Below are 12,516 nucleotides of genomic sequence, written 5' to 3'. Positions count from 1 at the left end.
CATGTGGCCGCGTCCGCGCCGGGGCCCCGTTCCGGGCGTGGTCGCCTCCCGCCGCGGGGTGGCGGTGAGCCCCGGCCCGCGGGCCGGTGGGTGGCTTGCCGGCGCTCCCGTCAGGCCACCCTCGGGCGGGCGCCGCGGGGGCCGTGGCGGGAGGCCGACACCAGGCCCCGGACCGACGTCGCCGCGCCCGTCGCCACAATCCCCGCCGCCACGGCCATCCCGAGTACCCCGTTCAGCGGCAGCAGTATCCCGATCGTGCCCCCGACCACCCACGCCATCTGGAGCAATGTCTCCGAACGGGCGAACGCCGACGTACGGACCTCCTCCGGCACGTCCCGCTGGATCAGCGCGTCCAGCGACAGCTTCGCCAAGGCCTGGCAGAGCCCCGCCGTCGCGCCCAGCACCGCGACCATGCCCGCGCCGAAGAACACCGCCGCGAGCACCGCCGCCGTGATGACGAAACCCAGCACCGTCGCGATGATCACCTCGGGTGCCCTGGCCTTGAGCCAGGCGCCGACCGCCGTACCCACCGCGTTCCCCGTGCCCGCCGCCACGCCCACGATGGCCATGGACACCGCCGGGCTCTGCCCCGCCAGCGGATGCTCCCGCAGCAGAAACGCCAGGAAGAAGATCAGAAACCCGGAGAGGCACCGCAGGGACGCGTTGGCCTGGAGCCCGTGGATCACGGCCGGGCCGACGGTCCGCAGACTGGGCCGCTTCCCGCCGTGCGTGAGGACCCGGACACTCGTCTCGCCCTTCGCGGAGTCCACCTTGTGCGGCAGCCGCAGCGCCCAGAACGTGCCCAGCAGGAACAGCGCGCACGCCCCGTACAGCGTCCACGCGGGCCCGATCCGGTGCAGCCCGGCCGCGACCGGCGCGGCCAGACCGGTGGCCAGCAGCCCCGCGAGCGTCACCCGGGAATTGGCCTTCACCAGGGAGAACCCCGTCGGGAGCAGCCGCGGCACGACGGCGCTGCGCACCACCCCGTACGCCTTCGACGACACCAGCACCCCGAGCGCCGCCGGATACAGCTCCAGCGCGCCCGTGACCACGGCCGTGGACATCGCCAGGGCCAGCACCGCCCGGGTCAGCATCGCCGTCGCCATCGCCGCCCGGCGGCCGTGCGGGACCCGGTCCAGCAGCGGGCCGATCACCGGCGCCAGCAGGGCGAAGGGGGCCAGTGTGATCGCCAGATAGAGGGTGACCCGGCCGCGCGCCTCGTCCGTCGGAACGGAGAAGAACACCGTCGACGCCAGCGCGACCGTGATCATCACATCGCCCGCGCCGTTGACCGCGTGCAGCTCGATCAGCCTGCCCAGACCGGACTCGCCCGCGCCGTCCGCATGCGTCGCCCGGCGGATGGAACGCGCCGTACCCGTGAACGGGGCCCGCAGCGCCCGGCCCGTGGCGCGGCACGCCCGGCCCAGCGCGCCGAGCGCCCGACGGGCGACGGACGCGCCGAGGACCCCGGGGGCGTCGTCCGACGAACTGGCTGCGGCCACCCCGCCATAGTGCCCGAAGGGGGCCGGATACGGCGGGTGATGCGGGGTTGTTAGCTCCGGGTTGGGGCGCGCAGGTGGGCGGGGCGCTGCGGAAGAGGTAGCGTGCGTAGCGCGCCACCGGCGAATGTTCTCGGCCGCGCGCCTCTTCGGCATCCCGCAGAATGGATGGCGTGAGGTGCGCCCGTGACGGATCCGGAGCCGGGCGCGGACGTCGATGCGGCCCCCTGGTCCGCTCCGCCCGCCGCTCGTATCCGCCCCGCGCAACGGCCGGCGCACCCCGTGAGACGGCGTAGGAGAGAACGAGACCTGTGAGTGCTGCGACGACGAGAAGCCGTACCCCCGACCGCCTGTGCGCCGAGGCGGTGGATCTCGCCAGGGCGGCGGCCGAGGAGGCCGCGGCGCCCGGAGTGGTGGGCGAGCATGTCTCCCTCGTCTCGGAGGGGGATCGTGTCGTCACACACTTTTTCGAGTGCAAGGAGCCCGGGTACCGGGGCTGGCGCTGGGCGGTGACCGTGGCGCGGGCGTCCCGCGCGAAGGTCGTCACCCTCGACGAGAGCGTGCTGCTGCCGGGACCCGACGCGCTGCTGGCACCCGAATGGGTGCCGTGGAGCGAGCGGCTCCGGCCGGGTGACATGGGTCCCGGCGATCTGCTGCCGACCGAGGCCGACGATCTCCGGCTGGAGCCCGGCTACAGCGGCGAGGACGTACCGCCGCCGAACTCCGTCCTCGCCGAGACCTCCCACGAGCTGGCCGAACGGGTCGAGGAGGAGGACGCCGAGCTGACCGACCGGCGGCCCGCCGACACCGTCCGCAACGCCCGCGGCGAGATCACGTCCCTCGCGGAGGAGCTGGGGATGCGGCGGGCCCGCGTCCTGTCGCGGTACGGGCTCCACACCGCGGCGGACCGCTGGGACGAGTCCTTCGGCGCGAAGACCCCCATGGCCCAGGCGGCGCCCGCGACCTGCGTGTCGTGCGGGTTCCTGGTGCCGGTGGCCGGGTCGCTTTCGCAGGCGTTCGGGATCTGCGCCAACGAGTTCTCCCCGGCGGACGGGCGCGTCGTGTCCCTGTCGTACGGCTGCGGGGGCCACTCGGAGGCGGCGGTCATGCCGAAGACTCCGCAGCCCGCCGCGCACGTACTGGACTCGATGGGCACCGACGAGTTCTCCCTGCGGGGCGAGCCCGACGACAACGAGGACCTGGGCCACGCCTAGCCGCCTCCCGCTGGGGTAGCCGGGGCCTGGAGCGCCGTTCCCATGACCCCTGCGTCGCGGGCGCGGCCCGGTGAGTGGTTTCTCGCGCAGTTCCGCCCCCTACGCCTGGCGGCGTGGGGGGACCCCCAGCGCCTCGGCTACCCGTGGCCGGGGCCAGGACCGGACGCGTCCGGCATCCACAGCTGCTCCTCGGCCCCCGGCCCGGTGATGGGCTTGTCGCGCAGTTCCCCGCGCCCCTAAAAGATCTCGGGCTGAGGGGTGCATGTCCATATGCGTGCGGAGGGCGGGTGCGGGGTTGCCCCCGCAGCCGTCGGCGGGATGCAGCGGTCAGCGTTTCCAAGGCCCCGAGTTCCGCCGATGGCGAGGAGGTGGCCCCGGGACCGACCGACCAACCCGCGCCGCACAGGCAACCCGCAGGGTCCTGGAGCAACGCCCAGCCGACAAGAACACCCGGAGACCCCGCACAACACCAGCAACGTGAACCACGGCATCCAGGGAACCGCGCGACCAGCCACCCACCGGGGAGCGACCCGGTACCTTCGGGCCATCTGATGAGAGACAGAAGCGGAGTCACAGCGTGAGCACCGAAGCGTCCGGCACCGGCGCCCCCGACCCGTTCGGCACCGCGCGGCTGCGGCGCGGAGTTCTCGACGCCTGGGCGGCGAGCCCCGCGCGGTTCCGGGAGGACGCCAACGCCGAGGAGGACCTCGTCCTCGGCGGATACCGCGACCGTCTCGTCGTCGAACTCGCGCAGAACGCCGCCGACGCGGCCGTCCGCGCCCGCGTCCCCGGCCGGTTCCGGCTGACGCTCCGTGAGAACACGCTCGCCGCCGCGAACACGGGCGCGCCGCTCGACGCGGCCGGCGCGGAGTCGCTCAGCACGCTCCGTGCGTCGGCCAAGCGGGACGAGCCCGACGAGCGCGCCGAAGGCCAGGGACCCGTGGGCCGGTTCGGCGTCGGGTTCGCCGCCGTGCTCGCCGTATCGGACGAGCCCGCCGTCCTGGGGCGGCACGGCGGAGTCCGGTGGTCGCTCGCCGAGGCCCGCGCCCTCGCGGAGGAGACCGCGCAAAGAGGGACCGGCGCGCTCGCGGAGGAGTTGAAGCGCCGCGACGGCCACGTACCGCTGCTCCGGCTGCCGCTGCCCGCCGAGGGCACCGCGCCCGAGGGGTACGACACGGTGGTGGTGCTGCCCCTGCGGGACGGCGCCGCCGCCGATCTCGTGGAGCATCTGCTCCGTACCGTCGACGACGCCCTGCTGCTCACCCTCACCGGCCTGTCCGAGATCGTGATCGACACGCCCGACGGGGTACGGACCCTCACCCGGGCCGTCGAGGGCCCGTACGTCCGGATCACCGACAGCGCCGCGGCCCCGCGCCGCTGGCGGACCGTCACCCACCACGGCCCCACGGACCCGGCCCTCCTGAAGGACCGTCCGATCGAGGAGCGGCTGCGGCCCTACTGGTCGGTGACCTGGGCCGTGCCGGTGGCCGGTGACGGGTCGCCCGTACGGCCCGCCACCGCGCCCGTGGTGCACGCGCCGACGCCGACCGACGAGCCCCTGGGCGTACCGGCCCTGCTGATCGCGTCGCTGCCGCTGGACACGGCCCGCCGCCACCCGGCGCCCGGGCCGCTCACCGACTTCCTCGTGGAGCGCGCGGCGGAGGCGTACGCCGAACTCCTCGGCGGCTGGCAGCCGGTGTCGACGGGCACGATCGACCTGGTGCCGGGACCGCTGGGGAAGGGCGAGCTGGACGGGGCGCTGCGGGCGGCGATCCTCAGGCTGCTGCCGCGGACGGCGTTCCTGCCGCCCGCGGCCCCGCCGCCCGCCGGGGACGCCGCGGACGCCGAGGACACGGGCCTGCCGGTGACGGACCGGCCCGCGGCGCTGCGGCCGGTGGAGGCGGAGGTCCTGGAGGGCGCGGGCGCCGAGACGGTCCGGGTCCTCGCCGACGTCCTGCCGACGCTGCTGCCCGCGGGTCTCGAACGACGGGCGGAGCTGCGGACGGTCGGGGTGGCGCGGGTACCGCTGACGGAGGCGATCGACCGGCTCGCCGGTCTGGAGCGCGAACCGTCCTGGTGGCGGCGGCTGTACGACAGCCTCGCGGGCGTCGACCCGGACCGGCTCATGGGCCTGCCGGTGCCGCTCGCGGACGGCCGGACGGTGATCGGGCCCCGGCAGATCCTCCTCCCGCTGCCGGACGCCCCGCAGGACGCCCGGGGCGACTCCGGGGGCGACGACCACGTCAGGCTGGCCCGCCTCGGGCTGAAGGTCGCCCACGCCGACGCCGCCCACCCCCTGCTGGAGAAGCTCGGCGCGCTGCCCGCGACGCCGCGTGCGGTGCTGACGACCCCGCAGGTGCGGGCGGCGGTCGCCGGGTCGCTGGAGGCCGGGGAGATCTGGGACGAGGACAATCCGGACGCCCTGGAGGGGGAGGAGCTGGCGGACACCGTGCTCGCCCTGGTCCGGGACGCCGATCTGGAGCCCGGTGACGAGCCGTGGCTCGGCGCGCTCGCGCTCCCCGACGAGGACGGCGAACTCGCGCCGGCCGGTGAGCTGGTGCTCCCGGGCGGGTCGTTCGCCGCGGTGATGCGGCGGGACGCGCTGGCGTTCTGCGACGCCGAACTGGCCGGGCGATGGGGCGAGCGGCCCCTCGCGGCATGCGGTGTACTCGCGGACTTCACCCTGGTCAGGGCCACGGACGTGGTCCTCGACCCGGACGAGCTGGAGCCGCGCGACGGCGACTGGGCGGAGCCCGACGACGCGGGGCTGCTGGACGCCGTCGACGTATGGTGCGAGGACGTACTGGACCGGCTGCCGGAGGGCCCGGTGCCGCCGGTGGCGACGGAGATCGTGGCCGTACGGGATCTCGATCTCGTCGACGACGACGCCTGGCCGCGGGCGCTGGCCCTGCTGGCCCGGCCGCCGCTGCGGGACGCCCTGGTCGAGCCGGTACGGGTACTCCTGCCGGACGGTACGACGGAGACCGTACGGCCCTACACGGCGTGGTGGCTGCGCGACCACCCGGTACTCGACGGCCGCCGCCCGGCCGGACTGCGGGCCGCGGGCGGCGATCCGCTGCTGGCCGGGTTGTACGAGGCCGTGGACGCGACGGGCTTCGACGACGCGCTGGTACTGCGGGCGCTGGGGGTACGTACCTCGGTCGCGGCGCTGCTCGACGAGCCGGGCGGGGCGGCCGAGCTGCTGGCCCGGCTGGCCGACCCGGAGCTGCCGGTGGGCGCGGCGCAGCTGCACGGCCTGTACACGGCCCTCGCCGAGCTCGACCCGGAGCAGGTGACGCTCCCGGACGAGCTGCGGGCCGTGGTGGACGGGGAGGTACGGGTCGTCGACGCGGCGGACGCGGTGGTGGCGGACGTACCCGATCTGATCCCGCTCACGGGCGGACTGCCGCTGCTGCCGGTACGCCCCGAGCTGGCGGACGAGCTGGCGGAGCTGCTGTCCGTACGGCGGCTGAGCGAGACGGTCGTGGCGGAGGTGACGACGGAGGGCGAGGAGCACGATGTGCCGGAGTCGGTACGGGTCCTGCTGGGCCCGGCGACCCCGGAGACATACGTCGAGCACGAGGAACTCGTCGCGGGCGGCACGGAACTCGACTGGCGCCGCACCCCTGACGGGGTCGTCCACGCGGCGACGGTCGAGGGCGTCGCGGCGGGCCTGGCCTGGGCGGCGTCCCAATGGCCCCGCCGCTTCGAGGTCGCGGCGCTGCTGGAAGACCCGTCGCGGACGTCCGAACTGGCCCGCGACAGGTGGTTCGACACCTTGGGGTAACCGGCCTGCTCCGTTGGTGGTGGGGTGCGGGGCCTTGGTGTGTCTTGTCCGCTGGTCGTTGCTCCAGGACCCTGCGGGTTGCCTGTGCGGCGCGGGTCGGTCGGTCGACTCCGGGGTTACCTCCTCGCCATCGGCGGAACTCGGGGCCTCGGATGCGCTGACCGCTGCGTACCGCCGACGGCTGCGGGGGCAACCCCGCATCCGCCCTCCCCACGCACACGGACATGTAGCCCTCAGCCCAGGGCCTTTCAGAGGCGTGGCCCCCGGAGATGCTTTCAGCGGCCGCCGTGCCCGGAGGTGCTCTTAGGGGCGCGAGGAACTGCGCGACAAGCCACGTACCGGGCCGTGCCCGCGACGCAAAGGGTCATGGGGACGGCGCTCCGGGCCCCGGCTACCCCACAGCGGGAGGCGCCCGGCAGGGACGATCCTGCGAATCCTTCGGGTGTTTGAGGGGTGAAAACGGTTGGAACGGACGGCCCGGCGTGGTGGGGTGGTCCGGTGACTCCAATCGCCTCCGCCGCCGCCGAGGAGTACGCCACGCTGCTGAACCGGGTCCGCAGGGACCGCCGGGTGCTCGGCCTCGTTCTGACGGGGTCGCGGGCCCGGGAGGGGCTGGCGACCGAGCACTCGGACTACGACGTCTACCTCGTCGTCGCTGACGGCACCGAGGACGCCGCGCACGGCGGTGGCGCGCTGGCCGCGCTGCTCCGGCGGGACGCCCGGCTGGATGTGATGGTGCTGCCGCTGACCGAGTTCCGGGAGCACGCGCTGCCCGGCTCGGGCACGGAGTGGAACCGGTACGCGTTCACGCACGCCAAGGTCGAGATGGACACCGCCGACGGGCTGATCGGCGATCTCGTCACGGCGAAGGGGACGCTCGGCGCCGAGGAGGGCGCGGTGCTGGCGCCCGAGTATCTCGACGCGTTCCTCAACAGTGCCTACCGCTGCCTCAAGAGCGCCCGGGACGGGCAGCCGCTCGCCGCCGGTCTGGACGCGGCCGAAGCGGTGCCGTACTACCTGACGTACCTCTTCGCCGCCCACAACCGGGTCAGGCCCTACAACAAGTACCTGGCCTGGGAGCTGAGGCGCCATCCGCTGAGCCGCCCCGAGTGGTCGCCGGAGCGGCTGCTGCCGCTGCTGGGCGGGGTGCTGGCGGCCGAGGGCGCCCCGGCGGCCGTACGGACGCTCTTCAACGAGCTGGAGCCGCATGCCCGCGCGTGGGGGCACGGCCCGGTGCTGGACGAGTGGGGCGAGGACCTGCGGCTGCTCCGGGGCGACCTGGACCTGGACCGTCGGGTGGCCGGGCGGGTCTGACCGCCCCGGCCGTCACGCCGGGAATCTGCGGTCCACCACCCGCCACGCCACCTCCAGCAGGAGCCCCGCCGCGGCCGCGACCCCGACCGCCGTCCACGGCATGGCCGTCCCCACCAGCTTCAACGCGAAGAACTCCTGCAACCACGGCACCACCAGCACGATCAGGAACCCCAGCCCCATCGTCGCGACCAGGGCGATCCGCCACCAGGTATAGGGGCGGGCGACGATCGCCAGCACCCACAGGGCCACCAGGAACAGGGTCAGCGTCGCGGCGCTGGTCTCGGCGTCGAGGGCATTCGGGCCGCTGTAGTGGGAGCGGGCCAGGGCGTAGACGGTGAAGGTGGCCGCCGCCGCGATGACCCCGGAGGGGATCGCGTACCGCATCACGCGCCGGACGAAGTGCGGCCGGGCGCGTTCCTTGTTGGGTGCCAGGGCCAGGAAGAACGCGGGGACGCCGATGGTCAGGGTGGCCAGCAGGGTCAGATGGCGGGGCAGGAAGGGGTATTCGACCTGGCTGACGACGACGAGGATCGCCAGCAGGACCGAGTAGACCGTCTTGGTGAGGAAGAGGGTCGCGACCCGGGTGATGTTGCCGATGACCCGGCGGCCCTCGGCGACGACGGACGGCAGGGTGGCGAAGCTGTTGTTCAGGAGCACGATCTGGGCGACCGCGCGGGTCGCCTCGGAGCCGGAGCCCATGGAGACGCCGATGTCCGCGTCCTTGAGGGCGAGGACGTCGTTGACGCCGTCGCCGGTCATGGCGACCGTATGGCCCCGGGACTGGAGCGCGCCGACCATGTCCCGCTTCTGCTGCGGGGTGACCCGGCCGAAGACCGCGCCCTGCTCCAGCGCCGCCGCCATCGCGTCCCGGTCGGTGGGCAGGGTGCGGGCGTCGACGGTGCTCCCGGGGCGGTCGGCGCCGGGCAGTCCCAGCTTGGCGGCGACCGCGCCGACGGAGACCGCGTTGTCGCCGGAGATGACCTTCGCGGCGACGTCCTGGTCGGCGAAGTAGGCGAGGGTCGCGGCGGCGTCGGGCCGCAGCCGCTGTTCGAGGACGACGAGGGCGGTGGGGCGGGCCCCGGCCGGGTCCTGGAGGGAGTCGGCGCGGGCGAGCAGCAGCACGCGCAGGCCGCGCTCGTTGAGGTGGTCGATCTCGGCGAGTACCGGGTCGCCGGCCGGCAGCAGGACATCGGGTGCGCCCAGCAGCCAGGCCGCCGCGCCGGAGCCCTCGTTACCTTCGTCGAAGCGCGCGCCGCTGTACTTGCGGGCGGAGGAGAACGGCAGCGTGTCCGTCACCGTCCATCCGGCCTCGTCGGGGTGGGCGTCGGCGATGGCGGTGAGGGACGCGTTGGGGCGGGGGTCGGACGCGCCGACCGCGCCCAGTACCTTCTGTACGTACGCCGGATCCGCCCCGCCCAGGGGCCGTACCTCGGCGACGTCCATCCCGCCCTCGGTGAGCGTGCCGGTCTTGTCGAGACAGACGACGTCGACCCGGGCCAGACCTTCGATCGCGGGCAGCTCCTGCACCAGGCACTGCTGACGGCCCAGCCGGATCACACCGATCGCGAAGGCGACGGAGGTGAGGAGGACGAGGCCCTCGGGGATCATCGGCACGATGCCGCCGACGGTCCGGGCGATGGAGTCCTTGAGGTCGGCGTTCTTGACCACGAGCTGGCTGATGATCAGCCCGATCGCGGTGGGGACCATCATCCAGGTGACGTACTTGAGGATGGTGCTGATACCGCTGCGCAGCTCCGAGTGGACCAGGGTGAAACGGGACGCCTCCTCGGCGAGCTGGGCCGCGTAGGCCTCCCGGCCGACCTTGGTCGCGGTGAACGCGCCGCCGCCCGCGACGACGAAACTGCCCGACATCACCGGGTCGCCGGGGCGCTTGAGTACGGGGTCCGCCTCGCCGGTGAGCAGCGACTCGTCGATTTCGAGGCCGTCGACCTCGGCGACGGTGCCGTCGACGACGACCTTGTCGCCCGGGCCCAGCTCCACGAGGTCCCCGAGGACGATCGCGGAGGTGGAGACCCGCACGGATTCCCCGTCCCGGCGTACGGTCGGCTTCGCCTCCCCGATGACGGCGAGCCCGTCGAGGGTCTTCTTGGCGCGCAGCTCCTGGATGATGCCGATACCGGTGTTGGCGATGATCACGAACCCGAAGAGGCTGTCCTGGATCGGCGCGACGACCAGCATGATCGCCCACAGGACGCCGATGATCGCGTTGAAGCGGGTGAAGACGTTGCCGCGGATGATGTCGGCGGTGGAGCGGGAGGACCGGACGGGTACGTCGTTGACCTCCCCGCGCGCGACCCGCTCGGCGACCTCGTCGGAGGTGAGCCCCCCGGTCGGAGCGGGCACATGGCCGGGCGCGGGCAGTGGCACGGGGTGTACGGGGTCCAGCTCGGCCCCCGCGTCGATGGCGGGCCGCCGGGCGTCACCCCCGGGCCGGTCGCGGTCACGGTCGTCCGGTTCGATCCTGGCCGACTGGGTCATGCGCAGTACGTTACGGCTCCGGCCGCGGCCGCGGGCTCCGTCGGGAGGCGGTCCATGCCGAGGTGCCGCGCCCCCGCGCCCGGCCGCGCCCCGGCAGGGGGTTGATCGCGCGGTCCCTCGCGCCCCCGGACCTCCGGCGCCGTATACCCCCGTCCGAGTGGAGCGGCGCCGGGCCGAACCGCTACTCGGGGCCCGGGCTCTCCCCATCGGGAGGCGACCCGGCTCGCTTCAGGGCCGCGTCGCGCCCCCGCACGTACCAGATACCGATAAGACCCAGCCCGCCGCCCGCCAGGCAGGTCCACACCCACCACATCAGATCGCGGTCGGCGAACCAGTCGTAGAAGGGGATCTGCACCAGGAAGAGGGCGAACCAGATGATCGTGCCGCCGGTGATGGTGGCGACGACGGGCCCCTCCAGGGGAGGGGGTGCCTCGTGCCGGGGAGTCCACTTCGCCATGGGATCAGTGTAGGCGCGGGTCCCACGCCGATCGGCCTGCCCCATCCGCCCCGGTCAACCGATATCTACGCGCGGAGATGGCGTTCCCGGTCTTATATGTTCATACTGAAACGGTTTGCTCATGGCTGGTTTTATATGTAGGAACCTCCAAAGAGGTTCAAAGAGCGGCCATGTACGGCAGACGTAACCCGACTCCCCCGATTCCGCTTGATGAGGACCGCATGACCTCCTCGGCCCCTGCCGCTGCCCCCGGGACTCCCGAGCCTCCGTCGAAGGAGGCCGGCGGCGGACTCGACCGGTACTTCCAGATCTCGGCGCGCGGTTCGACCGTCGCGCGCGAGGTCCGCGGCGGGCTCGCCACCTTCTTCGCGATGGCGTACATCATCGTGCTGAACCCGATCATCCTGGGCAGCGCGAAGGACATGTACGGCCATCAGCTGGAGGGCGGCCAGCTGGTCACCGCCACCGTGCTGACCGCGGCCTTCTCCACCCTTCTCATGGGGGTGATCGGCAATGTGCCGATCGCGCTCGCGGCGGGTCTGGGCGTGAACACGGTCGTCGCCCTCCAGCTCGCGCCCAAGATGTCGTGGGCGGACGCGATGGGCATGGTGGTGCTCGCCGGTTTCGTGGTGATGCTGCTGGTCGCGACCGGGCTGCGGGAACGGGTGATGAGCGCGGTGCCGCGCAGCCTGCGCAAGGGCATCGCGATCGGTATCGGTCTGTTCATCATGCTGATCGGCCTGGTGGACGCGGGCTTCGTCTCCCGGATCCCGGACGTCGCGGGTACGACCGTCCCGCTGACCCTGGGCAGCGGCGGTCACCTCGACGGCTGGCCGGTCCTGGTCTTCGTGCTGGGCGCGCTGCTGACCCTGGTGCTGATCATCCGCAAGGTGCCGGGCGCGATCCTGCTGTCGATCGTGGTGATGACGATCGTCGCGATGATCATCGAGGCGGTGGCGAAGGTCCCGAGCTGGGGCCTGACCACCCCGAAGTGGCCGGGCAGCCCGGTCGCGACCCCCGACTTCGGCCTGGTGGGCGAGGTCAGCCTGTTCGGCGGCTTCGAGAAGGTCGGCCTGCTCACGGGCACGCTGTTCGTCTTCACGGTGCTGCTGTCCTGCTTCTTCGACGCGATGGGCACGATCCTCGGCGTCGGCGACGAGGCGAAGCTGCTCGACAAGGACGGCAATCTGCCGGGTATCAATAAGGTCCTCTTCGTCGACGGCATCGCGGTCGCGGCCGGCGGCGCGACGTCGTCGTCCGCGACGACCTGCTTCGTCGAGTCCACGGCGGGCGTCGGCGAGGGCGCCCGTACGGGCCTGGCGTCGGTGGTGACCGGCAGTCTCTTCACCCTGGCGCTGTTCTTCACCCCGCTGGCGACGATGGTCCCCTCCCAGGCGGCCACCCCCGCCCTGCTGGCGGTCGGCTTCCTGATCCTGGCGGGCTCGATCCGGGACATCGACTGGAGCGACTTCACCGTCTCGGTCCCCGCGTTCCTGGCGATGGTGATGATGCCCTTCACCTACTCCATCACCAACGGCATCGGCATCGGCTTCATCGCCTTCAGCGTCCTGCGCCTGGCGTCGGGCCGCGGCCGGGAGGTCCCGGTCGCGATGTACGTGGTCTCGGCGGTCTTCGTCTTCTACTACGCGATGCCCGCACTCGGCCTGGCCAAGTGACGACCCCTCCCCGCTGACCCGCCCCTTTTGAAGGGCCGGCCCCGGACCACCTCCGGGCCGGCCCTTCGCC

The 12,516-nt window shown here is 73.3% G+C and carries 7 protein-coding genes; 4 read left to right on the top strand and 3 right to left on the bottom strand.

Going from position 1 to position 12,516, the window contains the following annotated elements:
* Positions 1-110: 110 nt before the first annotated feature.
* Positions 111-1,427 (bottom strand): MFS transporter, encoded by a 1,317-nt coding sequence (locus tag ACFXG1_RS11375; protein WP_384742173.1) that lies wholly within the window; start codon positions 1,425-1,427, stop codon positions 111-113.
* A gap of 383 nt (positions 1,428-1,810) precedes the next feature.
* On the opposite strand from ACFXG1_RS11375, the gene ACFXG1_RS11370 reads away from it, so the two are divergent.
* The 3 genes from ACFXG1_RS11370 to ACFXG1_RS11360 all read left to right on the top strand — a co-directional run bounded on the left by ACFXG1_RS11370 (position 1,811) and on the right by ACFXG1_RS11360 (position 7,814).
* Positions 1,811-2,713 (top strand): DUF3027 domain-containing protein, encoded by a 903-nt coding sequence (locus ACFXG1_RS11370; RefSeq protein WP_384710542.1) that lies wholly within the window; start codon positions 1,811-1,813, stop codon positions 2,711-2,713.
* A gap of 577 nt (positions 2,714-3,290) precedes the next feature.
* Positions 3,291-6,500: a sacsin N-terminal ATP-binding-like domain-containing protein gene (locus ACFXG1_RS11365; protein WP_384710545.1), complete on the top strand. Its 3,210-nt coding sequence runs from the start codon at positions 3,291-3,293 to the stop codon at positions 6,498-6,500.
* 498 nt (positions 6,501-6,998) lie between these two features.
* Entirely contained in the window at positions 6,999-7,814 is an 816-nt protein-coding gene (locus ACFXG1_RS11360) for a hypothetical protein (RefSeq protein WP_384710548.1), read from the top strand.
* Between the two features lie 12 nt (positions 7,815-7,826).
* On the opposite strand, the gene ACFXG1_RS11355 is transcribed toward ACFXG1_RS11360, so the two are convergent.
* Positions 7,827-10,313: an HAD-IC family P-type ATPase gene (locus ACFXG1_RS11355; protein WP_384710552.1), complete on the bottom strand. Its 2,487-nt coding sequence runs from the start codon at positions 10,311-10,313 to the stop codon at positions 7,827-7,829.
* A gap of 181 nt (positions 10,314-10,494) precedes the next feature.
* A complete protein-coding gene (locus tag ACFXG1_RS11350) occupies positions 10,495-10,770 on the bottom strand; it encodes a DUF2530 domain-containing protein (protein ID WP_384710555.1) in 276 nt (91 codons plus the stop codon).
* A 221-nt stretch (positions 10,771-10,991) separates the two neighbouring features.
* Between ACFXG1_RS11350 and ACFXG1_RS11345 the strand changes: the two genes are divergently transcribed.
* The gene (locus ACFXG1_RS11345) at positions 10,992-12,446 is read left to right on the top strand and encodes an NCS2 family permease (protein WP_384710558.1); all 1,455 of its coding nucleotides are present in this window, start codon (positions 10,992-10,994) and stop codon (positions 12,444-12,446) included.
* Positions 12,447-12,516: the final 70 nt, after the last annotated feature.

This window comes from Streptomyces sp. NPDC059248 (assembly GCF_042753905.1).
In the GTDB taxonomy this organism is placed as follows: Bacteria; Actinomycetota; Actinomycetes; order Streptomycetales; family Streptomycetaceae; genus Streptomyces.
Note: the sequence above shows the minus strand (reverse complement) of the source record. Positions and strands in the feature narration are given on the sequence as shown.

Bases quoted from the DNA above. Each gene is read 5' to 3' on its own strand.
- ACFXG1_RS11355 (WP_384710552.1), bottom strand. From the start codon at position 10,313: ATGACCCAGTCGGCCAGGATCGAACCGGACGACCGTGACCGCGACCGG.
- ACFXG1_RS11350 (WP_384710555.1), bottom strand. From the start codon at position 10,770: ATGGCGAAGTGGACTCCCCGGCACGAGGCACCCCCTCCCCTGGAGGGG.
- ACFXG1_RS11345 (WP_384710558.1), top strand. From the start codon at position 10,992: ATGACCTCCTCGGCCCCTGCCGCTGCCCCCGGGACTCCCGAGCCTCCG.